Source organism: Gemelliphila sp. 1F1 (genome assembly GCF_056897515.1).
In genome coordinates, this window is the sequence record NZ_JBXHBE010000001.1 from 117,947 (window position 1) to 144,268 (window position 26,322).

Annotated in this window: 21 protein-coding genes, 1 other RNA gene and 1 other annotated feature; of the genes, 19 read left to right on the plus strand and 3 right to left on the minus strand. The window is 27.4% G+C overall.

Translation table 11 applies throughout. The features are described 5' to 3' along the window. Window positions 1-110: 110 nt before the first annotated feature. The 8 genes from ftsA to AC1XWJ_RS00535 all read left to right on the plus strand — a co-directional run bounded on the left by ftsA (window position 111) and on the right by AC1XWJ_RS00535 (window position 7,386). Window positions 111-1,451, plus strand: a complete 1,341-nt coding sequence (ftsA, locus tag AC1XWJ_RS00500; RefSeq protein ID WP_483333822.1) for a cell division protein FtsA — start codon at window positions 111-113, stop codon at window positions 1,449-1,451. 30 nt (window positions 1,452-1,481) lie between these two features. Next, on the plus strand, window positions 1,482-2,573 hold the full coding sequence (gene ftsZ / locus AC1XWJ_RS00505) for a cell division protein FtsZ (RefSeq protein WP_483334266.1): 1,092 nt from the start codon (window positions 1,482-1,484) through the stop codon (window positions 2,571-2,573). Between the two features lie 78 nt (window positions 2,574-2,651). Then, window positions 2,652-3,009: a transfer-messenger RNA gene (ssrA, locus tag AC1XWJ_RS00510) on the plus strand. Between the two features lie 150 nt (window positions 3,010-3,159). Continuing rightward, a complete protein-coding gene (locus AC1XWJ_RS00515; protein ID WP_483333823.1) occupies window positions 3,160-3,810 on the plus strand; it encodes a DNA alkylation repair protein in 651 nt (216 codons plus the stop codon). A gap of 12 nt (window positions 3,811-3,822) precedes the next feature. Next, window positions 3,823-4,260 carry a peptide-methionine (R)-S-oxide reductase MsrB gene (msrB, locus tag AC1XWJ_RS00520; RefSeq protein WP_483333824.1) on the plus strand — a complete coding sequence of 146 codons (438 nt, stop codon included), beginning with the start codon at window positions 3,823-3,825 and terminating at the stop codon, window positions 4,258-4,260. 11 nt (window positions 4,261-4,271) lie between these two features. Then, window positions 4,272-5,624, plus strand: a complete 1,353-nt coding sequence (locus tag AC1XWJ_RS00525; protein WP_483333826.1) for a DUF2130 domain-containing protein — start codon at window positions 4,272-4,274, stop codon at window positions 5,622-5,624. A gap of 5 nt (window positions 5,625-5,629) precedes the next feature. Next, window positions 5,630-6,493, plus strand: a complete 864-nt coding sequence (locus AC1XWJ_RS00530) for a DMT family transporter (protein WP_483333827.1) — start codon at window positions 5,630-5,632, stop codon at window positions 6,491-6,493. 23 nt (window positions 6,494-6,516) lie between these two features. Continuing rightward, window positions 6,517-7,386 carry a C39 family peptidase gene (locus AC1XWJ_RS00535; RefSeq protein ID WP_483333828.1) on the plus strand — a complete coding sequence of 290 codons (870 nt, stop codon included), beginning with the start codon at window positions 6,517-6,519 and terminating at the stop codon, window positions 7,384-7,386. A gap of 57 nt (window positions 7,387-7,443) precedes the next feature. On the opposite strand, the gene AC1XWJ_RS00540 is transcribed toward AC1XWJ_RS00535, so the two are convergent. Continuing rightward, window positions 7,444-8,523: a branched-chain amino acid aminotransferase gene (locus AC1XWJ_RS00540; protein WP_483333829.1), complete on the minus strand. Its 1,080-nt coding sequence runs from the start codon at window positions 8,521-8,523 to the stop codon at window positions 7,444-7,446. A gap of 219 nt (window positions 8,524-8,742) precedes the next feature. Between AC1XWJ_RS00540 and AC1XWJ_RS00545 the strand changes: the two genes are divergently transcribed. The 6 genes from AC1XWJ_RS00545 to rpmA all read left to right on the plus strand — a co-directional run bounded on the left by AC1XWJ_RS00545 (window position 8,743) and on the right by rpmA (window position 13,868). Continuing rightward, entirely contained in the window at window positions 8,743-10,923 is a 2,181-nt protein-coding gene (locus tag AC1XWJ_RS00545) for a RelA/SpoT family protein (RefSeq protein ID WP_483333831.1), read from the plus strand. A gap of 8 nt (window positions 10,924-10,931) precedes the next feature. Further along, on the plus strand, window positions 10,932-11,384 hold the full coding sequence (dtd, locus tag AC1XWJ_RS00550; RefSeq protein WP_483333832.1) for a D-aminoacyl-tRNA deacylase: 453 nt from the start codon (window positions 10,932-10,934) through the stop codon (window positions 11,382-11,384). Window positions 11,385-11,387: 3 nt separating this feature from the next. Continuing rightward, window positions 11,388-12,800, plus strand: coding sequence for a C39 family peptidase (locus tag AC1XWJ_RS00555; protein WP_483333833.1), 1,413 nt, complete (start codon window positions 11,388-11,390; stop codon window positions 12,798-12,800). Window positions 12,801-12,852: 52 nt separating this feature from the next. Next, window positions 12,853-12,924, plus strand: a sequence feature (ribosomal protein L21 leader region). A 16-nt stretch (window positions 12,925-12,940) separates the two neighbouring features. Further along, a complete protein-coding gene (gene rplU / locus AC1XWJ_RS00560) occupies window positions 12,941-13,249 on the plus strand; it encodes a 50S ribosomal protein L21 (protein WP_483333834.1) in 309 nt (102 codons plus the stop codon). Window positions 13,250-13,251: 2 nt separating this feature from the next. Then, on the plus strand, window positions 13,252-13,581 hold the full coding sequence (locus tag AC1XWJ_RS00565) for a ribosomal-processing cysteine protease Prp (RefSeq protein ID WP_483333835.1): 330 nt from the start codon (window positions 13,252-13,254) through the stop codon (window positions 13,579-13,581). A gap of 5 nt (window positions 13,582-13,586) precedes the next feature. Further along, window positions 13,587-13,868 (plus strand): 50S ribosomal protein L27, encoded by a 282-nt coding sequence (rpmA, locus tag AC1XWJ_RS00570; RefSeq protein ID WP_179943258.1) that lies wholly within the window; start codon window positions 13,587-13,589, stop codon window positions 13,866-13,868. Window positions 13,869-13,905: 37 nt separating this feature from the next. On the opposite strand, the gene AC1XWJ_RS00575 is transcribed toward rpmA, so the two are convergent. Continuing rightward, window positions 13,906-15,912, minus strand: a complete 2,007-nt coding sequence (locus AC1XWJ_RS00575; protein WP_483333836.1) for a hypothetical protein — start codon at window positions 15,910-15,912, stop codon at window positions 13,906-13,908. 138 nt (window positions 15,913-16,050) lie between these two features. Then, on the minus strand, window positions 16,051-17,355 hold the full coding sequence (locus AC1XWJ_RS00580) for a hemolysin family protein (protein WP_483333837.1): 1,305 nt from the start codon (window positions 17,353-17,355) through the stop codon (window positions 16,051-16,053). 296 nt (window positions 17,356-17,651) lie between these two features. Here AC1XWJ_RS00580 and purR point away from each other — a divergent pair, with 296 nt between their 5' ends. The 5 genes from purR to AC1XWJ_RS00605 all read left to right on the plus strand — a co-directional run bounded on the left by purR (window position 17,652) and on the right by AC1XWJ_RS00605 (window position 26,281). After that, on the plus strand, window positions 17,652-18,491 hold the full coding sequence (gene purR / locus AC1XWJ_RS00585; protein WP_483333838.1) for a pur operon repressor: 840 nt from the start codon (window positions 17,652-17,654) through the stop codon (window positions 18,489-18,491). Window positions 18,492-18,504: 13 nt separating this feature from the next. Further along, window positions 18,505-19,884: a bifunctional UDP-N-acetylglucosamine diphosphorylase/glucosamine-1-phosphate N-acetyltransferase GlmU gene (glmU, locus tag AC1XWJ_RS00590; protein WP_483333839.1), complete on the plus strand. Its 1,380-nt coding sequence runs from the start codon at window positions 18,505-18,507 to the stop codon at window positions 19,882-19,884. Window positions 19,885-20,073: 189 nt separating this feature from the next. Then, complete coding sequence (locus AC1XWJ_RS00595; RefSeq protein ID WP_483333840.1) at window positions 20,074-21,381, plus strand: DRTGG domain-containing protein; 1,308 nt, start codon at window positions 20,074-20,076, stop codon at window positions 21,379-21,381. A gap of 18 nt (window positions 21,382-21,399) precedes the next feature. Further along, the gene (locus AC1XWJ_RS00600) at window positions 21,400-22,377 is read left to right on the plus strand and encodes a DHH family phosphoesterase (RefSeq protein ID WP_483333841.1); all 978 of its coding nucleotides are present in this window, start codon (window positions 21,400-21,402) and stop codon (window positions 22,375-22,377) included. A 55-nt stretch (window positions 22,378-22,432) separates the two neighbouring features. Then, a complete protein-coding gene (locus AC1XWJ_RS00605; protein WP_483333842.1) occupies window positions 22,433-26,281 on the plus strand; it encodes a PD-(D/E)XK nuclease family protein in 3,849 nt (1,282 codons plus the stop codon). The last annotated feature ends 41 nt before the right edge of the window (window positions 26,282-26,322 follow it).

Below are 26,322 nucleotides of genomic sequence, written 5' to 3' on the forward strand. Positions count from 1 at the left end.
ATATTTTAATACTTTTTTTTATAATTTTATGTTATAATCTTACATAGTAATCATAATTGGCTATATATTGCCAGCTTTACTAGTAAAAATATAGAAATTTATAGGAAGGGGTGTTTAGCTTGAGTTCACAATTATATACTGCACTTGATTTAGGTTCTTCTAGTATTAAAGTAATTATAGCAGATGTAGCTTATGAAAAGTTAAATATATTAGGTGTGGGAATTGTCAGAACTAATGCAATAAAACGTGGTAATATCGTTGACGTTGAAACTGCATCTAAAGATATTGAAAAAGCATTAGAAATAGCTAAAAATGAAGCTAATAAAGAAATAAGATCACTTTATATAGCTGTTCCAAGCGTACACACTCATATTAAAAAAAGTGTAGCAGAAATTAGATTTGATAATAAGCATGACATAGATGGTAGAGATATAGAAGAAGTTGTAGAAGAAGCCAAAATATTGCCATTACCTAGAGAACGAGAAGTAGTTCAAGTTATTCCTGACTATTATAGAATTGATGATATTGAACAAATTAATAAACCAAAAGGAATGACAGTTCATAATTCTTTTGAATTAACAGGGAATAGAGTATTGACTTCAAAGACTCATCTACATACTATTTATAAGAGTATAGAAAAGCTAAGAGTTGACTGTAATGAAACTTTCTGTACATCACATTGTCTAGGAGAATTACTACTAAGTGATGAGGAAAGAGATTATGGATCTGTTATTATAGATATAGGAGCAGGAATTACTACCGTTAGTTATTTTGAAGATAATATTTTACAGTTATCTCAATCTATTGATTTAGCAGGAGATGATATAACAAGAGTTATCTCTGATGTTTTAAATGTATCTAATAAAAAAGCAGAAGAAATAAAAATTACTCAAGGTCATAGTTTCTATGATATTGCTTCTAACGATATAGTTATACATTTGGATAACTTATCAGATGATGAAAATCCATTTACACAAAAAGAACTATCAGATTATATAGAAGAAATAGTTGAAGAAATTATTTTACGTTCATTTGATGTTCTTAGAAAAGCTGGTATTAATAGGGTTAAAGGTAATGTAGTCTTAACTGGTGGAACTACTTTAATGCCGGGAGTTTTAGAACTTGCTAGAGACATGTTGAAGAAAATGAATGTTCGTATAGGAACTCCAAAAATTATTGGTGCTAATTCTCCAGAGTTAGCGGTAGCTGTAGGAACTTTAACTAGTAGCTACAATATAGAAACATTATTTGGATATCAAAGCTTTGGAGATGCGATAGTAGCTAATGAAACTCCGAATACTAACTTTGAACGGGTAGAGAATATTGAAGAAATCAATATAGAACAAGAAGATAATTATAAAGAAGACGATTATTTAGACGAAGATGATCAGTACGAAAAAGATAGATTATTCGATAAACTAAGAAAGAAATATAGTTCGTTATTTGAATAAAATTTAGGAGGAAAATAAGTAATTATGAATATGTTATTTGATAGTGAATTTACACAGTCAGCAATTATTAAAGTAGTAGGAGTAGGTGGCGGAGGAGGAAACGCTGTCGACCGAATGGTAGAAAGTGGAGTACAAAACGTAGAGTTTATTGCTGTAAATACAGATGCACAAGCTCTTAGAAAATCAAAAGCAGATGTTAGAATACAAATAGGAGAAAAGTTGACAAAAGGTCTTGGTGCAGGAGCTAATCCTGAAGTAGGTCGTAAAGCTGCTGAGGAAACTAAAGATAAAATTGAAGCTGCTTTAGAAGGAGCTGATATGGTGTTTGTTACTTCTGGTATGGGAGGAGGAACAGGAACAGGAGCTGCTCCTATCGTAGCTAGTATAGCAAAAGAATTAGGTGCTTTAACTGTAGGTGTAGTTACTCGTCCATTCAACTTTGAAGGGAAAAAGCGTCAAGTTCAATCAACAGCAGGAATTAACGCACTAAAAGGAGCAGTAGATACTCTTATAGTTATACCTAATGATAGATTATTGGATATAGTTGATAAATCTACTCCAATGATGCAAGCATTCGTAGAAGCGGATAATGTTCTTCGTCAAGGTGTACAAGGTATATCAGACTTAATTAATGTTTCTGGAGCTGTTAACCTTGATTTTGCTGACGTAAAAGCTATTATGTCTGATCAAGGATCTGCATTGATGGGTATTGGTGTATCTTCTGGAGAAAACAGAGCTATTGAAGCTGCTAAAAAAGCAATATCATCTCCTTTATTAGAAACTTCAATTGTTGGAGCAAAAGGTGTACTGTTAAATATTACAGGGGGACCGTCACTAAGTTTATTTGAAGCACAAGCAGCAGCAAGTATTGTTCAAGAAGCAAGCGATGAAGAAGTTAATATGATTTTCGGGACTGTTATAAATGAAGCTTTAGAAGAAACAGATGAAATTATCGTTACTGTTATAGCTACTGGTTTTGATAATGACAATGCTCCAGAAAGAGAAGTATCTCAAAGAGTACAACCAACAGCAGCTTCAACATTTACAAGTAACTATGGAAAAGATGAAGCAGATTCAGAAATGTTCCCACGTCCACGTAGAACTAGAAGAAGAGATATTTAATATAAAATTGTATATGAAAGTGAAGGTGTAATATCTTCACTTTTTTTTTAGTATATGTTATAATATTTTTATAAACTAGGGGATGTTTAGGATTCGACAGGGATGCTAGTCTGTCTAGTGGCACGTAAGAGGGTTGTCTCTTTAAAAACACAACAGTTTAAATATAACTGACAACAATAAATCATTAGCTTTAGCAGCTTAATTAGCTAAAGGCTGATTACTTTATTTGGTTGTGATAAAGATAATCGGTTCATTAAATAGCAACCTACACTTTAATTCTTCTGCTTGTAGAATTAAAGAATAAGATAATCAAGCTCGTTTTTTATAGCCTGTTTATTGGCTAATATAAAAAATTAAATTTAATAAATAAACTAAACGTGTAGAAGCTAGGGAGAGGTGTTTTTGGACGCGGGTTCAAATCCCGCCATCTCCATTTATTTAAGTAGTAGTTAACTATAAATTACTAAAATTATTTTAATTAAAATAAAATTTATAAATATTTCCTAGCATAGCAAAATTCAGTTGCTATATTAGGAAATATTTTTTTATTAAAAATTAAGAGGTGATTGTTATTAATAGTATATTAATGGAATTGGAAAGTAAATCTAACAGTTCAGTAATTAAAAGATATGAAAAAAATAATGAGCCAAAACCTTATTACGGAGTTTTGAAAGGTGATATAAATAAAATATCCAAAAAACAAAAACCTAATAATGAACTTGCTCAAAAATTATGGAAAACAAAAAATTTAGATGCTATGTTGGTTGCTATCCAATTATTTGAATCAGAAAAATTAAGTTTAAAAGATATAAATATGCTAGTAAATGAAAAAATATCACTTACAGTATTAGATCCTTTTACAGAAAAAGTTATATTTAATAGTCCCTATTGTAAAGAAATAATGTCAGATTTTTCAAATAGAAATTCTGATGTATATAATAGGTTGTTTTGGAAATTGAAAGTTAAGTATTTTGGAAGTAAGGTGGGAACTAAAGAAGAAATAGATTTAACACTAAAAGAAATAAAAGAAAAACTAGTTGATAGCCCAGAGTTAGTAAAGTGGGTAATGAATCATTGCTTAGTTACGATAGCAATTAATTATGATGATTATTTAGAATATTGTATATCTTTAGGAGAAGAATTAAAAGTTTATAAAGACCAAAAAGTAGCCAAAGGTTGTACGTCGGCATACGCTCCAGCATGGATATCTGCATTACTAAAGCGAAAAAATAGATAAGAAGGTGTGAAAATGAAAAGAGAAGATTTAAGAAAACGTATAGGTGATTTAGCTTATGAAGTAACACAAAATAATGCCACTGAAGCTCCTTATTCAGGAAAATACAACGACTTTTATGACAAAGGAATATATGTTGATATTGTAGGAGGAGAAGTATTGTTTTCGTCCTTAGATAAATTTAATTCTAGCTGTGGTTGGCCAGCATTTTCTAAACCAGTATCTAAAGGTATGATAAAAGAATATAGTGATGATTCTTATGGAATGAATAGAATAGAAGTACGTAGTAAAGAAAGTAATTCGCATTTAGGACACGTTTTTCCAGATGGCCCAGAAGAAAAAGGAGGATTGCGTTACTGCATTAATTCAGCTTCTTTAAAATTTATTCCTTATGACAAAATGGAAGAAGAAGGATACGGTGAATATAGAAGAATTTTTGATAAAGAAGATTAAAGAGGTTTATTATGAATGATATAAAATGCCCTAGTTGTGGAACAGCTTTTACTATTGACGAGATGAAATATGCTAACATAGTAGATCAAATACGGAATAAAGAATTTGAAAAAGAAATTTCAAGTAGAGTAGCCTATATAGAAGAACAACATAAAAATGAATTAAGATTAGCAGAAGAAAAAGTTAAAAATTTATTAAATGCTGATATATCAAAAAAAGATTTAACTATAGCAAAATTACAATCAGAATTAGACAATAATGACAAAGATAAAGAGGTAGAACTAGCTAAATTATCTAATAGTATAAAAGAAGAATTAGAAGAAAGTAAAAGAAAGATTGTAGAGTTAGAATCTAAAAATAGAGAATTAGAAAATAGAAGAAAATTTGAATTAGAGAAATTGTTACAAGATAAAGAGCAAGAAAAAACTTTAGAAATTACAGCATTACTAGCCGAAAAAGAAAAACAACTACTTGAAATAAAAAATAAATTGAATAATAAGGATCTAGAAGCAGAACTAGAAAAGAAAAATATTCAAGAAAAGTATGAATTAGAATTAAGACAAAAAGAAGATTTAATAGCTTTCTACAAAGATTTTAAAGCTAAACAATCAACTAAAATGGTAGGAGAAAGTCTTGAACAACATTGTGAAATACAGTTTAATCAAATAAGAATGACAGCTTTTCCTAATGCAGAATTCGGTAAGGATAATGATGCCAAAACAGGTAGTAAAGGAGATTACATTTATAGAGAGTACGACGATAATGGAATAGAAATTATTTCCATTATGTTTGAGATGAAAAACGAAGGTGATGAAACTGCAACGAAAAAGAAAAATGAACATTTTTTTAAAGAGTTAGATAAGGATAGACGAGAAAAAAATTGTGAATATGCAATTTTAGTCTCTATGTTAGAAGCAGATAATGACTTTTACAACAATGGTATTGTTGACGTATCTTACAATTATGAGAAAATGTATGTTATTAGACCTCAATTTTTTATACCAATAATAACACTCCTTAGAAATGCAGCGTTAAATTCATTAGAATATAAAAAAGAAATTGCATTAATTAAGGAACAAAATATAGATATAACTAATTTTGAGAGTGATTTAGAAAAATTCAAAACAGCCTTTAGCAAAAATTATGAATTAGCTAGTCGTAAATTTAAAACAGCGATAGATGAGATAGACAAAACTATAAGTCATTTAGAAAAAACTAAAGATGCATTATTATCATCTGATAGAAATCTTAGATTGGCAAATGACAAAGCTGATGATTTAACTGTGAAAAAATTAGTAAGAAAAAATCCTACAATGAAAGCTAAGTTTGAACAATTAAAAAATAATGGAGATAATACTAAGTAAAATTTATGAGCAGACAAAATAATATATTTTTAGGTATTGTATGTATATTATTGTCAGGATTAGGATTTTCATTTATGGCAGTATTTGTAAAATTATCTGGAGATTTACCAGTTATGCAAAAATCTTTTTTTAGAAATTTTATTTCATTGATAGTTTCAGCAATACCTTTAATAAATAACTATAAAAGTATTGTTGTACCAAAAATAAAGAAAGATTGGTTTGTCTTATTTTTAAGGGCGTTTTTTGGAACAATAGGCCTTTTATTTAATTTTTATGCTATTAGCAATATTAATTTAGCTGATGCTTCAGTTATTCAGAGGCTATCTCCATTTGTAGTTTTGATATTATCTTATTTTTTCTTTAATGAAAAAATGACAGTAAAAGAAATATTAGCTATTATATTTGCCTTTCTTGGCATATTGTTCGTAATAAAACCAGGATTTGGAAGTTTTATTACTTTAGGTGCTTTATTTGCTCTTTCGGGAGCGTTTTGTGCTGGTGCTGCTTATACAACAATTAGGTATTTAGGAGGGAAACTTATCTCGCCGGAGTTTATAGTTTTTTCGTTTTCTTTATTTTCTTGTATAGTAGTTTTACCATTTGTAATTTTTAATTTCCATCCTATGACTATTTATCAATTAATTATGTTAATACTTGTGGGTGTTTTTGCTACTATAGGGCAATTTGGAATAACTTATGCTTATAGATTTGCAGCGGCTAAAAATATTTCCGTCTTTGATTATAGTCAAATAATTTTTTCTGGATTTTTGGGATATTTATATTTTTCGGAAGTTCCGGATTTTTATACTTTATTTGGTTATATTATTATAATTTCTATGGGAATTTTGGTTTCTGTGAAAAATAAATAATTTTAAAGGGAGCAATTTAGATTATGTTTAAAAAATTTTTCTTACCTATTATGGTAGTTTTTGTTTGTATGCTTCTTTATAATATAGGTGTTAAGGAAACATATAATAATAAAAATAATAATGCTGAGAATAACGAAGCAACTAATAATGAAGTAATTTATCGTGATAATATTAAAGGAGTTGATCAACCTTATCCTTTTCTAACTGATGAATTGGATATTATCAATGATTTGGAACGATATTCTCATACTAGTGATAAAGCTAAGTTCATATATGATAATATTAATCGCTTACCATTTACCCAACAAAAAATGCTGGCAAATAATAAAGATATTACAGAATATATTGTTGGTTATCTTAAAAATGAAAGAGTGACATTTGAGTTAGGAGAAACAGTTACACTAAGAAGAAAATATCCTTATTATATTCAATGGGATAGAAGATGGGCATACGATTCATTAGGCAGTGATGATATAGCAGTAGGAGGTTGTGGACCAACTTCTGTAGCAATGGCTTTTGGAGGTATTTTGAAAGATGAATCTATAACACCTAAATTAATTGCTAAAATTGAGAATGAAGCGGGATATTATACTCAATATGGAACAAGTTGGGCGTTTTTTGATTATATTGCTAAGTATTATAATATAACTTGTGAGAAACTTCCTTTAAATAAAGAATCTTTAGATAATTCTTTAAGTAAAGGTAATCCAGTAATTATGTCTGTAAAACCAGGTAGATTTACTACTGTAGGTCATATAGTTTTGATAGTAGGTATTGATGATAATGGACAATATATTATAAATGATCCAAATAGCTTAGGAAAATCTTTAAAGTCTTGGTCTTTTGACGAACTAAGTGAAGATATGAGAGCTTTATGGGCTTTTAGTAAATAGTTATATAATTACAAAAGAACTACATTTATTTAATAAAAATAAATGTAGTTCTTTTGATTATTTTACTTTATGTACCCAGTTAAATGGATCTTCAACTTTACCTAATTGTATACCTGTAAGTTGATTGTATATTTTTTTTGTGGATTCTCCTGTTTCAAAATTGTTTATTACAACTTTCTTCTTACCATCAAAAAGTTCTCCAACTGGAGATATTACTGCAGCTGTACCAGTTCCAAATACTTCTTCTAATTTATTATTATCAGCTGCTTCATAGATTTCATCTATAGAAATTTTACGTTCTTCTACGACTTCACCATTATGACGAAGTAGTTTTATAATAGAATCTCTTGTAATACCTGGTAATATAGAACCATTTAATTCAGGTGTAATATACTTTCCATCTATTTTAAAGAAGATATTCATAGCCCCAACTTCTTCGATATATTTTTGCTCTACGCCATCAAGCCATAAAGTTTGAGCATATCCATATTTTTCTGCCTTTTTTTGTCCAAGTAGAGAGCCGGCATAGTTTCCAGCAGCTTTAGCAAATCCTGTTCCACCACGAACTGCACGTACATACTCATCTTCAACAAAAATTTTGTTTGGTTGTAGACCATCTTTAAAATATGCTCCTGATGGAGATAAAATTATAATTAATTTAACATTACTACTAGCTTTAACACCTAAAAATTCATCAGCTCCAAACATAAAAGGTCTAATATATAATGATGTTCCTTCTTGTGTAGGTATCCAATCTTTTTCAATTTCTAATAATGTTTTTAGTGCTGTTAATGCAAATTCTTCATCAATTTGTGGTAATGCAAGACGTTCAGCAGATTTATTTAATCTTTTAAAGTTTTCTTCTGGTCTAAATAATACTGCCTCACCATTTGCGATATATGCTTTCATACCTTCAAAAATACTTTGTCCATAATGAAGTGAAATAAGTGATGGGGACATAGGAATAGGGGCATACTCGACTACTTGAGGATTATACCATCCTTTCTCTACATTCCAATCCATAGTGAACATATGATCTGTAAAATTTGTTCCAAATCCTAAATTATTTTGATCTGGTTTTTGTTTTGGATTTTTTGTTAGTGACAGTTTAATATCTTGTTTTTGAAGTTTTGTCATTTTTCTACCTCGCTATAATTTTACTACAATCATTATAATATTTATATAGTTCAATTGCAAGATATTTCAAATCTTTTTTCTGAAAAATTAAACAAATATAATTTTCTTAGCAATAAAATTTATTTTAATTATACTAGTAAAGTCTTATGGTACTAGTATTTATTACGGTTTTGTGATATTATATTATAATCAGAATAAATTTTTGAAAGGAGGGTTTTTATGAACTTAGAATATCCATATTCTTTCGAAGATGTTTTCAAACTTTGTAAAGAGTACTTATCAGAAAAACAATTAAATATTATAGAAAAGTCTTATTTATTTGCCCAAAAAGCACATAAAGGACAATATAGAAAATCAGGAGAAGAATATATCCTACATCCTATACAAGTAGCAGGAATATTAGCTGAATTAAAATTAGATTATGCTACAATTTGTGCAGGATTTTTACATGATGTGGTGGAGGATACTGATTATTCTTTTGAAGATATTGAAGAGGAATTTACTGAAGATATAGCTAAAATTGTAGACGGAGTTACTAAATTAGATAAAGTTAAATATACTTCTAAGAAAGAAACTCAAGCGGAAAATCATAGAAAATTGTTTATGGCTATAGCTAGCGATATAAGAGTAATATTTGTAAAATTAGCTGATAGATTACATAATATGCGAACTTTAAAGCATATGAGAGAAGAAAAACAAAGAGAAATTTCTAGTGAAACTTTAGAAATTTATGCACCACTAGCTCATAGATTAGGGATTAGTTCTATAAAATGGGAATTAGAAGATACATCTTTGAGATATTTACATCCAGAAAAATATTTTTCAATTGTAAGACAAATGAAACAAAAAAGAAGTGTTAGAGTTGAAAGTATAAAAAAAGCTTGTGAGCAAATAGTAGATGTTTTAGATGAAAATAATATTGTCGGAGAGGTCAGTGGTAGACCGAAACATATATATAGTATTTATAAAAAAATGCAAAAGCAAAATAAAAGTTTTGACGAAATATATGATTTATTAGCAGTTAGAGTATTAGTAAATACTGTATCGGATTGCTATGCAGTGTTAGGATTAGTTAACAATATGTGGCTACCTATTCCGGGTAGGATGAAAGATTATATAGCAATGCCAAAACCAAATATGTATCAGTCTTTGCATACTACATTGTTATCTCCAGCGGGGCAACCTTTAGAAGTGCAAATTAGAACATATGAGATGCACGAAATTGCAGAAAAAGGTATCGCAGCACATTGGGCTTACAAAGAAGGACGTAAAGCGGGAAAACAGGATAATTTTTATCAAAAACTAAATTGGTTCCAAAAAATAGCAGAAGGTGATGAAACCGAAGATACTGCAGAAGGATTTATGGATTCATTAAAAGTTGATTTACTTAGTGATAAAATATATGTGTTTACTCCTAATAGTGATATTATAGAATTGCCTAAAGGGTCATGTGTAGTAGACTTTGCTTATGCTATTCACTCTGAAGTGGGTAATAAAATGATAGGTGCTACTATAAATGATAAGATAGTTCCTTTTGATTATGTACTTTCTACTGGAGAAATATGTGATGTTCGCACTAGCAAAAATTCTTCGGGTCCTAGTAGGGATTGGTTAAAAATAGCTAAATCTTCACAAACTAAGTCAAAAATAAAATCATTTTTCAAAAAAGCAGCAAGAGAAGAAAATCTAGAAAAAGGCGAAGTGCTTTTAAAAGATGAAATTAAACTTAATGGTTTTGATATTGATGAAGTAATGACACAAGAAGCAATAGATAATGTCTTGAGTAGATATAAATATTCTAGTATAGAAGAATTATATAGAACTATAGGTTATGGTGCAATTTCTGCTAATCAAGTATTTATGAGATTAACAGAAAAAATTAGAAAAGAGCAACAGACAAAAGAAAAGTTAGATAAATTAATTAACGGATCTGAAGAAACTAAAAAAATTGTTACAGAAACGGGTGTTTATCTAAAAGGTGTTGATAATATTTTAGTAAGATTATCAAAATGCTGTAAGCCAATACCTGGAGATAACATAGTAGGATTTATAACCAAGGGTAGAGGGGTTACTGTCCATAGAGTAGAATGTCCTAACGTTCAAAATGAAGATAAAAATAGACTTCTTGAAGTAGAATGGGTTGATAGTATAAAAAGACGAGATTATGCAGTTAGTCTACAACTTCATTGCTTTGATAAAGAAATGTTATTAAGTGAAGTTTTATTAAAACTTAATGAGAGCAAAATAATCATTAAAAAAATTAACTCAGAATTAAAAGCTGACAAAACTTGTCTTATAGAACTTAGCATTTTAGTCAAAAATGTGGAAGAATGCAATTTTATAATTAAAAAACTTCGTCAAATACAGGACATTTATAGTGTAGAAAGAATTGTAAAATAGGAGGCTTTATGAAAGTAATTTTACAAAAAGTTAAGAAAGCATCAGTTTCAGTAGATAACAAAGTAGTAGGTCAAATTGATAAGGGATATTGCTTGTTAGTAGGTGTACATAAAAATTCTACGGAAGAAGATGCTAAACTATTAGCAAAAAAAATTGCAGATGCTAGATTATTCGAAGATGAACAAGGAAAAATAAACTTAGGGCTAAAGGATATAGCAGGAGAAATTTTATCTATTTCACAATTTACATTATATGCTGATACAAGAAAAGGAAAAAGACCGAGTTTTACAAATGCAGCTTCTGCTGATAAAGCTAATGAATTATATTTAAAATTTAATGATTATTTAAGAAAAGAAAATATTAAAGTAGAGACAGGAATATTTCAAACACACATGGAAGTTAATATTTTAAACGATGGACCTGTAACAGTTATTTATGAAAAGTTAACGAATGGTAGTTAAATTATGAAAATAAAAAGAAGAAGAAAAATGAATTTTATGTCTATTTTAATAATAGTAATGGGGATGTTGTTGACAATTGCAACTATTGTGTATTATACATATAATCAAAAAATTACAGGATATGCTAAAAGTAATATTAACGAAGTTGTAGCTTCTAAAGATGTTGAATTAAGAACTGGTCCATCAGAATCATATCCTATTATTAAAACAATAAAATCTAGTGATAGTTTAAATAAAAAATCAGAGAGTGGTGACTGGATAGAAGTAAGCACTGAAGATAACAACGTAGGTTGGATTCCTGGATGGAGTGTTGTAGGCTCTACAATAAAAAGTCCCGAAGATAAACTGAAAGAACAATTAAAAAATTATACGGTAATACTAAATCCAATTTATACGGAAAATACAGATGATAAGTCTTTAGTTATAGCTACTCAAATAAAGCAAGAACTAGAAAAGTCTGAAATTAAAACTATCATATCTCGAAATGAAGCTAAAACAGTGGATAATTCGGAAATTTCTAAGTTAATAGTTGATAATAAAGCGAATATTGTAGTGAATATAGGGTTATCTGATATTTTAGCACCGATAATTTATTATAACAATACTTCATCAAAAATATTAAGTAAGTATCTAGAAAAAGCTACATACAATAATTTCATATTAAAAACTAAAACAGCAGAGAAAAAAGAGAACGTAGTTAAAGTTACTAATGAAAATGTTCCAGAAGTATTGCTAATAGCAGGTAATTTGAATAGTAAATCAGATATGGATGTTTTATCAAATGAAATATATAGAAAGCAGTATGCAATAGCGGTTAAATCTGGAATAGAAGAATATTTCTATTACTTAATTAATTTAGATAATTACAACGAAAAAAGAAAAGAGCAATTAATAAATATGCCTCAAAAAGGTATGAATATTCCATTTTACTATACAAAACAAGATAATTTTAAAAACATAGATTATGGATTAGATAATAATAAAAAAATTAGCGATAATGGAGATGCTATTATATCTCTGGCTATGATAATAAATTACTTAGATCCTAATAAAAATATTACAGTAAGTAATATAGTAGATTGGGCAGGATCTAAATATTATGTTGTTGGACAAGGAACAAATAATAAAATAGTATCAGATTTTGCAGATAAATATAATTTAAAAATAGAATCTGTAAACAAAACAGAAATAGATAAAATTAATGAAGCTCTAAAAAACAACAAACCTGTATTAGTTCAATTTAATAGTGGGCTATTTGGAAATAAGATGACATATAAAATTATTAGAGGTTTTGAAGATAATAAATATTACATAAATGATCCCGACGACGATGATTTGAAGTTAAATAATTATACAGGATTTACTAAAAATGATATTGAGAGAAATATGAACAAAGCATGGATTTTTTCAAAATAGCTATTGACTATAAATTATGGATATGATAGAATTGTAATGTTGAAGTAGCTCCTTGCTACTACAACCGCACGGATAAGGTAAATAAGTGAGTAATCCACCTTATTTGGCGAGTCTTAGTAAAAAATTAAGGAGGTGCAAATATGTACGCAGTTATTGAAACAGGTGGAAAACAATTAAAAGTAGAAGAAGGACAAACTATTTTTGTTGAAAAATTAACAGCAGAAGAAGAGTCAACATTCACTTTTGATAAAGTTTTATTAGTAGGTGGAGAATCAGCTAAAATCGGAAACCCATATGTAGCAGGTGCTACAGTAACAGCAAAAGTTGTTGCTCACGGAAAAGGTAAAAAGATTACAGTATTCAAATATAAACCTAAGAAAAACAGTCACCGTAAATTAGGTCATCGTCAACCTTTCACTAAGTTGGTTGTTGAAAAAATTAACGCATAATTATGATAAAAGTATTAATTGAAAAAGAAGAAGATATAATTAAATTGATTACTGTAGATGGACATGCAGACTTTGCAGAGTTAGGTTCTGATATTGTATGCGCAGGAGTTTCGTCAGTGGTAATTGGTGGTATAAATGCTATAGATATTTTAGATGATAATGTAGTGTTTGATGTTTCTGCTAGTGAAGATGAAACAGGACATATAACATATCGTTCTATAAGTTCTACATATGAAGAGCAGCTTCTTTTAAAATCAATAATTTTATCGTTACAAGCAATAGAAGAAAATTATTCTGAATTTATTAATATTGAAACAAGAGAGGTGAAATAGTGATGATGTTAAAATTAAATTTACAATACTTCGCATCTAAAAAAGGAGTTGGATCAACTAAAAATGGTCGTGACTCAGAATCAAAGAGATTAGGTGCTAAACGTGCTGACGGACAATTTGTAACAGCAGGTTCAATTTTATACAGACAACGTGGAACAAAAATATATCCAGGAACAAATGTTAAAAAAGGTGGAGATGATACTTTATTCTCACTAGTTGACGGAGTTGTTCGCTTTGAAAGATATGGACGTAGCCGTAAAAAAGTTTCTGTTTATCCACAAGCATAGTAAAAAAGATGTAGAGTTATTTCTACATCTTTTTTTATTATTGATTTTTATTGTTTGAATTAGTAGATTTATTGTCAGAAGAATTTGAATTACTGTCTTTTTGTGTTGTAGCTCTTTGTGTTTCGATTGTTTTAGAGAAATCTACTGGTATATATGTTCCATTTGTAATATGGTATACTAATCTATTATTAGCAGATATACTCATACCTGAAATATTTAAGGTAACTCCTTTGTATACTGTAGTAGGTGTACCACTCAACGTTAAATTGTTGTAACTTTCAGTATTATCTAGTATTTTTATAGCTATAGGTTTATTAATAAATTGTGTATTAATAGAGTCAGTTTGAGTTTCTATTTCTACAAGATTACTATTAGCTGTAATATATTTGCCTGCATATTCTCCGTCAGAAATTCTATACATCATATAACCACCAGGAGAAGTTAATAAATCTACATTTACTGTTGTGCCTTCTGGTAATATATCTGCAATATCTCTCCAATTAGTAGAAGCAAAAGTATGGATTTTATCTTTTACTTTGATAGTTCTGTTAACATTAAAGTAGTAAGATATAGAGTTAGAAGTTCCTTGAGCTTCAATTTCTTCTTCTAGAGCTTTATCACTTATTCTAGATACTGATGTTGTGGTGTCAGTATTTTCAGTTTTTTCTTCTACTTTTTCTGTGTTATTATTCTGCTGTTGATTAGTGTAGTTATTTTCACTATAACTATCTTTTGAAGAAATTGCTATGGCTAGAGAAGCTAGTGTAAATATAGTTATTAATGCTGCTAAAATCAAAGAAACTGTAATTTTAATTTTGATATTAGACGATGTTTCTTTAGTATACTCAAACTTACTATTTTTCTTTTTGAATATGTTTTTTTCTATGTAGTAAATTATAGTACCTATTGAAACTTTGAATATATTGTGCTTTTTACCTTCTTTATCGGTTACTTGCATCAATGTTTCATTATCTTTAATGACTTCTTTTTTTACATTGTTAAATTCAGTTATAATATCATCTATTTTTTCTTCACGAATTAAAGCTTTATTTTGTCTTTCTAATTCTTTTTTTCTAGATGTAATATTTTTTATTAGTTCTTGTTTTTGTTGTAGTAGATTTTTTATACGTTCTTCTTTTTTAGCTATATTATTTTTAGTTTTTTCATCTGCATTTAATTTATTTAAATTAGCCAGTTTAAGTTTTTCTGAATTAATTTCTAAATCTTTTTCTAAAAGTTCTTCTTGGGCAGATAACAATTTCTTTTCGTTATCAGAAATTTGTAGTTTAAGTTGTCTTGCTGCGCGTTCTTCTTTTTTAGTATGCTCTGATATTTCAGTTAATTTTTTTAAAAGTTCTTTGCGTTCTTGTTCTATCTTATTTTTTTCTTGTTCTTCGATAAAAATTTTATTTTTTTGCTCTTCTTCTTCTTTTTTTAATTTTTCTTCTAGTTGTCTTCTTTTTAATAATTTTTCTTGTTCTATGCGTTTACGTTCAGCTGCTTTTTCACGTTCAATACGTTCTTGTTCAAGACGTTTACGTTCACGTTCAGCAGCTTTTTCACGCTCAATGCGTTCTTGTTCAAGACGTTTACGTTCACGTTCAGCGGCTTTTTCATGCTCAATACGTTCTTGTTCAAGACGTTTTCTTTCTAGTTCTTTTTCTTCTTCCAACTTTTTACGAAGTAACTCTTCTTCTTGTTTTTTTTGTTGTTCTTCTAAGATACGTTTTTTTTCTTGTTCAAGACGTAGTCGTTCTTGTTCGAAACGTTTAGAGTTGGTATTATTTTTTTCATTAAGAGCTTCTAATTCTTGCTTTTCCTTCTCTAATTTTTGTTGAGTTAATTTATCTAATTTTAATGCTTTATCTAACTCTTTTTTTATTTTTTCTAATTCTTCTTGTGCAAGTTTTTTTTCTTTTTTTATTTTTTGCTCTTTACTATTTATTTTATATTTTTTTATTGAATATTTAATTTTTTCTAATAAAGATAGTTCTTCATATAGATTATCTTTTTGGTTATTATTACTATTAGACTTGTTGTTCATAATTAAATCCTTCTAAAAATTAGTTACTTTATATTATACCACATATCTACTACATAGTAGAAATAAGAATATTATTTTTTGTGAAAAAATAAAAATAGTTAATATTTAAAATATATTTTAAATATTAACTAAATTTTTTTAATTTTTATCATTCCAAATTTCTATTTGTCTAATTTGTTGATCATCAACAGTTCTAACTTTAAAAGTTATATTTTCTATGTTGTAAGTAGCTCCTACTTTTGCTTCGTATTTTTGCATATATACAAATGCCCCAATAGTGTCTACTTCTTCGTGAGGTATACTTATATTAAATAAAGCATTAACATCTTGAATAGGGACCCAACCATCCACTAAGTAGTGTCCATTTTTGAGTTTTTTGATTAAGCTTTGTTCATCTTCATCAAATTCATCTCTTATTTCTCCTGTTAGCTCTTCTACAATATCTTCTAATGTAACTAAGCCACTAGTACCACCATATTCATCTGTAATAATAATCATATGTTCTCTATTTTGTTTTATAACTTTAAGAACTTGAGATATAGGAGTATGCTCAAAAATTTTAATTGCTGGAGTAATAAATTCTTCTAAGTCTTTAGTAGTTTCAATTTTATTATCGGCAAATAATAATTTTTTAACATTCAAAATCCCTATAATATTGTCCTTATCACCATCATTGATAACAGGATATCTAGTATATTCCTCTTGCTTCATTTGGCGCATTATTATAGCAAGTGAGTCGTCTAAATCTATAGCTTCGATTTCTGTTCTAGGTGTCATAATTTCTTTTGCGATTTTGTTATCAAATTCAAATACTCTTTCTACATACCTATATTCTGTATCATTTATTTGACCGTGAGCACGCGAGGATTTCATGATAGTTCTTAATTCTTGTTCACTATGAATATCTCCATGCCCGGCAACAGAATCGTATCCCAAGCTTCTTGTTATTAAATTAGCTAATGCATTAAGTAACCAAACTACAGGTTTTGTAATTTTGTAGAATATATATATAGGTCTTGCTACTCTAAATGCAGATTTCTCCGCATCTTGAATAGCCATAGTTTTTGGAACTAGTTCTCCTAGCACTACGTGCAATAACGTCATAAATGAGAATGAAATAACATAAGCTAGTGTATGACTTAGTGCCTCATTTATATTAAATAGATGGAAAATAGGACTAAATAATGCAAAAAATGTTGATTCTCCAATCCATCCTAGTCCAAGAGATACGATAGTTATTCCAAGTTGCATTGCAGATAGATAACTATCTAAATGTTCAACCATTCCTAATAATAATTTAGCTTTTTTATTGCCATTTTTTGCTAATTCTTGAATTCTTGTAGGGCGCAACTTTACTAAAGCAAACTCTGCCATAACGAAAAGTGCAGAACCTAGTAGTAATAAAATAATTAAAAATATTTTAATTGAGATACTGAGATCCATATATTTTTTATTTTTCCTCTTTCTTTTTAAAATTATATATTTAAAATAAATTTTACTATAAAACAGATTAATAATCAATAAATAGTCTATATTCTGTCAAATATTTTATATTTAAACTAAATATACGTTTTTTACATTATGAATATGTTAAGTAGTTCAAGTTATTTTGGCGTATTATTGGCAATAATTCATTATAAGATAATTAAGAATTAACTATTTTACTTTACTAATCCGAACAATCGTGTTATATTATTCTCTATATAATAGATAAAATAAAGATAAAAATGGAGAAGCATATGAAATTAAAAAGAAGTGAAAGGATAGTAGTGATGACTGAATATTTGTTGCGAAATCCGAACAAATTAATTCCATTAACATATTTTGTTTCTAAATTTAATCAAGCAAAGTCATCGATTAGTGAAGATGTACATATAATAAAAACTAGTTTTCAAGAGGAAAATATAGGAGATATAAAGACTCTCTCTGGTGTAAATGGAGGAGTTATATTTCAGCCGATACTTAGCCAGAAAGCTGCCGAAGAAATTGTAGATGAATTTTTGGAAATGTTAAAATCAAATGATAGATTACTAGCTGGTGGTTATATATATATGTCTGATATACTTGGGAATCCGGCAATAATGAACAAAATAGGTGTTTTAATATCAAATATTTATCAAAACAAAGAGATAGATGCAATAGTGACAGTAGCCTCAAAAGGTATTCCATTTGCATATGCTGTAGCTTCTGTTTTAAATAAACCAGTAGTTATTATAAGAAAAGATAATAAAGTTACTGAAGGAACTACATTAGCTATAAATTTTGTATCAGGATCTAGTAGAAAAATAGAAACTATGGCATTATCTAAAAAAAGTTTAAAAGTCGGTTCTAAAGTATTACTTGTAGATGATTTCTTACGTGGTGGAGGAGTTATTACTGGAATGCAAACTTTAATGAGAGAGTTTGATGCAGAAGTAGTTGGGATAGCAGTTTTATCACAATGTTTTGATTCCGAACGAAATTATGATGAAAATTATACATATTTATCAAAAGTAACAAATATTAATGAGTATACTGGAGAATTTGAAATAGAAGAAGGAAATTCTATAGGACAATTATTAAATAAAGATAGTGAATAAAAAGAGGTTAAAAATGAATAGATACGCAATAGTATTAGCTGCAGGAAAAGGAACTAGAATGCAGTCTAAATTATATAAAGTATTACATAAAGTTTGTGATAGAACTATGGTAGAATTAGTTCTGGATAGTATTCAAGATTTGAATATGCAGCAAGTTATTACAGTAGTAGGATGTGGTGCTGAGAAAGTAAAAGAAGCTGTAGGAACTAGAAGTGAGTTTGTATTACAAGAAAAGCAGCTAGGAACAGCTCATGCTGTTAAAATGGTAAAAGAAATTTTGGAAGGTAAAGAAGGAACTACTATAATAATGTATGGAGATACTCCTCTAATAAGAGCAGAGACTGTTGATAATATGTTGACTCATCATGAAAATAGTGGTGCCAAAGCTACTGTTCTTACAGCTTTTGCTGATGATCCTTTTGCTTATGGAAGAATTATTAGAGATGAAGATAATAAACTCTTAAAAATAGTAGAAGAAAAAGATGCAACTGAAGATGAGAAGAAGATAAAAGAGATAAATTCAGGAATTTATTGTTTTGATAATAAATTATTATTTGAATTAATTGATAAAGTTCAAAATAATAATAAACAACAAGAATATTATTTGCCAGATATGTTAACACTAATAAGAGAAATTGGTGAGAAAATAGAAACTTATTTGTGTAACGATTTTGATGAGACTTTCGGTGTTAATGACAGGGTAGCTTTATCTTATGCAGAAAATGTTATGCGTAATAGAATAAATACTATGCATATGCTGCAAGGAGTAACTTTAGTAGATCCATCAAATACATATATTGCACCTAATGTGAAAATAGGAAAAGATACAACTATATATCCTAATGTTACTATAAAATCAAATACTATTATAGGAGAAGATTGTCAAATTAAACCCAACACATACATAGAAAATTCAGTTATAAAAGATGGTGCCAAAATATTACAATCAACTATAACAGATTCTATAGTTGGGGCTAACTCGATTGTTGGACCTTATGCACATTTAAGAAATAATACTGAGTTGTCAGAAGAAGTAAGAATTGGTAATTTTGTTGAATTAAAAAATTCTACTTATGGTAAAGCTTCTAAAACAGCTCATCTAAGCTATTTAGGTGATGCGACAGTTGGTTCAAATACTAATATTGGTTGTGGAACAATTACAGTAAACTACGATGGTATAAATAAATACGAAACAAAAATAGGTAATGATACCTTTATAGGTTGTAACTCTAATTTAATAGCTCCATTAGAAATAGGTGATGGAGTTGTAGTAGCGGCAGGTACAACAGTTACAGATAATGTAGAAGATGATGCCTTAGCAATCGCTAGAGTAAAACAAGAAAATAAAGAAGGGTATGCAAAGAAATTACCAGCTGGTAGAAAAAATAAATAAATAATAAAAGGACGGTTATGTATAATTAGCCGTCTTTTTTAATTCTTATTATGTATATTTTTATTGTATTATATCTATTAATAATTATAATACAATACAGTATAACTCTTGCATTAAACAAGAAAAGAATATATAATATACTAGAATAAATTATAATATTACAGAGATAATTTGGAGGTGTCCTATATTATGAAAACTAAGCATCAGAAGATTTTAGAGTATATTAAAAGTTTGCCAATAGGTAATAAAATATCTGTTAGACAGGTTGCCAAAGATTTAAAAGTTAGTGAAGGAACTGCATATAGAGCGATCAAAGAATCAGAAAATAGAGGTTTTGTATCTTCAATTGAAAGAGTAGGTACAGTTAGAATACAGAAAAAAGAAAGAGATAATATTGAAAAATTATCTTATTCTGAGATTGTTAATATAGTTGGCGGTCAACTAATTGCAGGACGTGGAGGTATTCACGAAATAGTGCAAGATTTTGCAATAGGGGCAATGGATAAAGAGCAAGTTAGTCAACATATTAGAAAAGGAACACTACTAATAGTAGGTAACAGACCTGATGTTATATCTATGGCATTAGAAAAAGATTGTGCTATTTTGGTTGCTGGAGGATATGTACCTAGTGATGATATAAAAAAAGTAGCTGATTCTAAAAATTTACCTTTAATTATTACACCGCACGATTCTTTTTCGGTTGCACATTTAATAAATAGAGTAACAAATGATCAAATTATAAAAAGAGATATCGTTACCGTAGAAAGTATTTATTTACCGAAAGATCATATATATACAATAGATATTAATGCGACAGTTCAAGATTGGTATGATTTGCAATTAAAAGTAGGGCATACTAGATTTCCAGTAGTTAATGAATATGGAAAGTTGGTCGGAATAGTAACAGCTCGCGATGTATTCTTGCAAGATAGAGAAATATCTATAAAAGATGTTATGGAACGAAAAGTAACTACTACAGAATTAAATGACCCTGTTTCTTCAGTAGCTAACACAATGCTATTAGAAGGATTTGAATTAATGCCTGTAATAGATAACAAAAATACATTGCTAGGAGTGGTAACTAGAAAGATTGTTATAAACTCTATGCTAACTAATAACAGGTACCAAGAGAATCAGAATAGCGATACTTTTGATGAAATTATTCGTAAAGGGATAGTGTCAAGAGCAGATGGATTGCAGATAAAAGTAATTCCACAAATGTTGGATCAGTTTGGGACATTTTCTCGTTCGGCCCTTCTTAGTATAATAGATGAATCTGTGCATATAACTAGTTATAACTATAATAGAAGTGAAGTATTGATGCAAAGTGTTAATGTATATTTTATTCGCACAGTTCCTTTAGATAGAATTATTACTACAAAAACTATGATAATGGATATAGGTCGAAAGTCAGCTAAATTTGATGTTGAAGTGTATGATAAAAATGATTTAGTTGCAAAAGCTTTAGTTACTTGTCAAGTATTCCAAAGAAACTAGAAAAGAGAAGAGAGTTTAATGATAGAAAAAATAGAAGAATTGTATGAGAATATTTATTCAAAAATAAAAGAGTATAACAAAATAATAATTCATAGACACGAAAGACCAGATCCAGATGCCTATGGTTCACAAGGAGCATTAGCTGAAATAATAAAGCATAATTTTCCTAATAAAGAAGTTATATTAGTTGGAAAAGAATCACCAAGTCTTTCATTTTTATTCTCTACAAAAGAAGTAAATAAAGAAGATTATAATGATGCATTAGTTATAATTACAGATACAGCTAATTATCCTAGAATAGATGGTAAATTATTTAGTGATAGTAACTTTTTGATAAAAATAGATCATCATCCTCCTTTAGATAATTATGGAGATATAAATTTAGTTAATATTGATGTTTCATCATGTAGCGAATTAATATATAACTTTTATCATTATCTTAATAGAAAATATAATGTTAAATTAAATGATAAAGCAGCAAAATTGATTTATGTAGGTATAGTGGGAGATACAGGAAGATTTTTATTTCCGAATACAAGTTCACAAACAATGCTAGTAGCTTCAGAATTGTTAAAATATAATTTTAATATGGTGGAACTAATAGAAAAACTTGATACTACTTCTGAAAAAATGATGAGATTTAGAGCGTTTATTTTTGAAAATTATGTAGTGTATCACGAAGGTGTAGCTTATCTAAAAATAACAAAAGAAGATATGGAAAAATATGATATAGAGACTGGTGAAGTGTCTAGTGGTGTTAACTTAATAAGAAGTTTAGACGGACTTTGTGCGTGGTGCTTTGCTATAGATGAGGGTAATAAAATAAGAATTCGTATAAGATCTAAAGGACCAACGATTAATAATATAGCCGAAAAGTATAACGGTGGAGGACATAGGTTAGCAAGTGGGGCTACTGTGAAAAATTGGAACGAATTAGACGACTTGTTAGATGATTTAGCTAATGCAGTATTTGAATATAAAAAAGATAAAAAATAAAGATAGTTTGAAGTTATTAAACTATCTTTTTTCTTAAGTTAAGAAAGAGGTTATTATGAATTTAGAATTATTGATTTCTCCTAGTGGTTTAGGTAAAACAGAACATATAGTGAATGAAATCGTTAAAACAAAAGATAGTAGCAAAATTATTGTTTTAACACCAGAACAAAATGGATATAATTTTGAGAAAATATTGTGTGATAATCTAAATGGTACTTTTAATATAGATGTTGTAAATTTTGGTTCATTATCAAAAAAGCTTGTTAAAGAATTTAATAAAAGTACTTTAATTTCTGATGAAATAAGCTCTTTTTATTATTTACAAGTTGCAGAAAATCTAAAAAATTCTAATAATTTTTTAGCAGATAGAATAATAAATGATGTTGATTTTATTCAAATAGTAGACAACATAATTAAAGAACTTAAAGAATACAATGTAAATTTAGAACAATTAGAAGAATATATATCTGAATTAGAAGATAGCCCTCATAAAGATAAAATCATGGCTATATATGAAATCTATACAAATTATAATTTAAAGTTGCAAGCTAACAATAAGTTAGATAAAAATGATTATATAGATAGTATATTACTTTGTTTAGATTACATAGATTTGTCCGATTACACTTTTTATATAGACGGATATTATAATTTTACTCCAAAAGAATATTTATATATAGAAAAGTTAATAAAAAACAGTAAGAAGGTAATAATATCAGTTATTTCGGATATTACTAGATATATTAATTGCAATGTTGAACAATTACTTAAAGGATATAATATTACTGATTTGAAATATAATAGTATTTCGTTGAATGATGTAAACAAAAATATAACTTATAGTATAGATATTTATAGAAAATCACATGAGATTATAGCATATATAAATAATATAATAAAAAATTTAAAAATAAGTAACTATAAAATTATAACAATGGTACAATTAGAAAATCAGTCTAATAAAATTTTATTAGAGATAGAAAATAACAATAAAATAATATCATACAAAAATATAGAACAAACTAATATTAGATACCAAAATATATTGGGTACTAATTCTTCTTTGATAGATTTAGTAAATGAATATCCAAAAGTTTTAAGATCAAAAACAAAAATAACTGATAATAATGTGCAACTTTTTGAAGCTAGTGATATGGAAGTTGAAGTAAAACAAGTAGCTAGAAATATTTTAAAGATAAAAAAAGAATATAAAGATAAAGGACTAATATTAAACAATGAAGATATAGCTATTCTTTATCGTAATTCAGATTATGAGCAGTATAAATATATTTTTAAAAACTATAACTTAGATGTTCATATAGATAAGGACATATCTGTAGAAAATCATAGATTAATTAAATTGATCGAAAATATTTTGAATTTTGATGATAACAATTTCTCCGTAGATGTAACCAATATACTAAAAACTAGATTAACAAATTTTAACAATATTTATAAAAGATATGCTTTAAATTATATTTGTTATGACAATTTCAAAGTCACAAAAAATTTTGAAAAAAAAGCATTGTTTGTTACTACAAAAGATATTAATTTAACAGATGATAAGAAAACTTTGCTAAAAAAATATCAAAATGATAATGAGACAATAGCAACTAATATTAAAGATTTAAGTATAGAAGATGTAGAAAAAATATTAAAAAGCAAATTAGTAAAAAAGGTAAATGATCTTGATAATGAATTATTTTTAAGAAAAGGAAAAAAATATTCTACACTTCAATTAGAAATAGTAAAATACATTTTGCAAGAAATAAATTCTAAAATCTTAAAAATAAGAAAATCTAAAACAGTTGAACAATATGTAAAACAAATTGCGAATATGTTAGATTACTTTGATGTGAAAATGTTGTTAGAAAAAGAACAATCTAGTTATGATACTATAGAAGAATTAGAAGTAGAGAGTATTGATAGACAAGTATATAAAAAATTTTTGGTAATTCTTGATAATTTACAAAAAAATTTAGAAAGTTATAGTGTTAAATTTTCAGATTTTTGTAAGTTGTTTTTAACCACAATAAAAAAAATTAAATACAGATCTATTCCTATTATCAACGATGTCATAATTATGTCTGTTATGGATTTGGCTAAAATTGAAAATAAAAAAGTAGTTTTTGTTATTGGTTTTAATAAAAATGTTCTTCCCCGAAAAATCGATGATAACTCAATATTAGATGATATTGATAAAAAGAAATTTATTGATAAAAATATATTTTTATCACCAACCTCACAAAATTTATTAATAGATGAGGAATTTGTAAGCTACATAGCTTTAAGCAGATCAAGTGACAAAGTAATAATAAGTTATAGCAAACTAGATATTAATTATAAGGAGCAATACGATTCTATTTATCTAAATAATATAAAAAATATTTTTGAAAATATAAAAATTCAAAATACAGATAAAATTTTAAAGTTCAATATAAATAATATTGAGTATTATAAAAATAATTTATCTGATTTCTATACAGAGCAGGAATTTAATTACATATACGGAAAGTTAATTAACAGCTACTTTACTATGACTAGAGATACTATAGATTTGGAAAATAATTTTATTTACATTCAGCTAAAAGAGATATTACGTCAGTATAGTAAATATAGTATAACAAATAAATATAACATTAATATGAAAAAATATAATATTGATAATCAGCTAGTGGATGAAATTTATGATGATAACTTAGAATACAATAATAATTATGTAGAAAATTTGAAAGAAGTATATAATTTCTTTTTATCTACTGCTAATATACAGAATTATTTGGAAAATAACAAAAATTTTTCTAAGTTTAGTAGTAGCAAAATTAAAGATTATTTTAGTAGTCCGTACATATTTTTTGTTAAAAGAATTTTAGGAATATATCAAGAAGATGGTTATAGTATAAATGCCCTTAATAAAGGTAATTTTTACCACGCAGTAATGGAAGATAAGCGTGTTACTGAATATATTGTAGAGCAGGGGGAGCGTATTACTAACTTAGAAGAAATAGATCAATTTAATGAGAGTAAGTACATATTAACTACGAGAAAATTAGTAGCACAAGTTATTAATAATACTAACAATGAAAATATAATAGATTTTATGGCAATAATAAATTCTAATAAAATTAATTCGTACATACTAAACAATATTATTAATAGAATAATTAATACTATTATATCGGAAATATATTATGTTGCTATATCAGGATATAAAATTAAAGAAGTAGAAAAAGAATTTAAATTCATAATAGAAAAAGATAAAATAAGTTGTAATAGTGATGAAAAAAATATAATAATTAATTTAAATAGGGAGTACAATATTCCTACGATAAGTTTTGTTGGAAAAATAGATAGAATAGATGAAAAAGATAATAAATACTTATTAGTTGATTACAAGAGTAGTGAGACAGATTTCTCTTATCCTAAATTTTATAATGGAGAAGAATCTCAAATACTAACATATTTGCTAGCAGTTATTTTGGAAGAAATTAAAATAGAGCAAATACTAGGTATATTTTATAGAAAAATCTCTAAAAATGATTCTGATATTATAAAAGATAGTAGATTACGAGGGCTAACAAATATTGATGTATTGTTAAATGAAGACTTTTATGAAGATACTAGTAAAATAATGATGTTAAGAGTGAATAAAAATAAAAAAGTTCATGGAAGTGACACATATAAAATATTAAATTCTATCGAATTTAAAAAATTTATGGATATAAATATTGATAATATATTAATAGCAATAGAAAAAATTTATAAATTTGATTATTCTATTGAAAGTAAAAATAAAGAATTAAATGAATTATACTTGTATGCTAAAAATGAAAGACTAACAGAAGAAGAACTTAAAGGAAATAGTAAGGAAATTAAAGAATTATTAATAAACAAGGAATTATAGAGTTGGAAATTATAAAAACTATAAGAGAGTAATGAATTATA

Coding starts and splice junctions, on each gene's coding strand:
- ftsZ (WP_483334266.1), top strand. CDS start 1,482: ATGTTATTTGATAGTGAATTTACACAGTCAGCAATTATTAAAGTAGTA.
- glmU (WP_483333839.1), top strand. CDS start 18,505: ATGAATAGATACGCAATAGTATTAGCTGCAGGAAAAGGAACTAGAATG.
- AC1XWJ_RS00565 (WP_483333835.1), top strand. CDS start 13,252: ATGATAAAAGTATTAATTGAAAAAGAAGAAGATATAATTAAATTGATT.
- AC1XWJ_RS00580 (WP_483333837.1), bottom strand. CDS start 17,355: ATGGATCTCAGTATCTCAATTAAAATATTTTTAATTATTTTATTACTA.
- AC1XWJ_RS00595 (WP_483333840.1), top strand. CDS start 20,074: ATGAAAACTAAGCATCAGAAGATTTTAGAGTATATTAAAAGTTTGCCA.
- AC1XWJ_RS00600 (WP_483333841.1), top strand. CDS start 21,400: ATGATAGAAAAAATAGAAGAATTGTATGAGAATATTTATTCAAAAATA.
- AC1XWJ_RS00515 (WP_483333823.1), top strand. CDS start 3,160: ATGGAATTGGAAAGTAAATCTAACAGTTCAGTAATTAAAAGATATGAA.
- AC1XWJ_RS00605 (WP_483333842.1), top strand. CDS start 22,433: ATGAATTTAGAATTATTGATTTCTCCTAGTGGTTTAGGTAAAACAGAA.
- rpmA (WP_179943258.1), top strand. CDS start 13,587: ATGTTAAAATTAAATTTACAATACTTCGCATCTAAAAAAGGAGTTGGA.
- AC1XWJ_RS00530 (WP_483333827.1), top strand. CDS start 5,630: ATGAGCAGACAAAATAATATATTTTTAGGTATTGTATGTATATTATTG.
- msrB (WP_483333824.1), top strand. CDS start 3,823: ATGAAAAGAGAAGATTTAAGAAAACGTATAGGTGATTTAGCTTATGAA.
- AC1XWJ_RS00540 (WP_483333829.1), bottom strand. CDS start 8,523: ATGACAAAACTTCAAAAACAAGATATTAAACTGTCACTAACAAAAAAT.
- AC1XWJ_RS00545 (WP_483333831.1), top strand. CDS start 8,743: ATGAACTTAGAATATCCATATTCTTTCGAAGATGTTTTCAAACTTTGT.
- rplU (WP_483333834.1), top strand. CDS start 12,941: ATGTACGCAGTTATTGAAACAGGTGGAAAACAATTAAAAGTAGAAGAA.
- purR (WP_483333838.1), top strand. CDS start 17,652: ATGAAATTAAAAAGAAGTGAAAGGATAGTAGTGATGACTGAATATTTG.
- dtd (WP_483333832.1), top strand. CDS start 10,932: ATGAAAGTAATTTTACAAAAAGTTAAGAAAGCATCAGTTTCAGTAGAT.
- AC1XWJ_RS00535 (WP_483333828.1), top strand. CDS start 6,517: ATGTTTAAAAAATTTTTCTTACCTATTATGGTAGTTTTTGTTTGTATG.
- AC1XWJ_RS00525 (WP_483333826.1), top strand. CDS start 4,272: ATGAATGATATAAAATGCCCTAGTTGTGGAACAGCTTTTACTATTGAC.
- AC1XWJ_RS00555 (WP_483333833.1), top strand. CDS start 11,388: ATGAAAATAAAAAGAAGAAGAAAAATGAATTTTATGTCTATTTTAATA.
- AC1XWJ_RS00575 (WP_483333836.1), bottom strand. CDS start 15,912: ATGAACAACAAGTCTAATAGTAATAATAACCAAAAAGATAATCTATAT.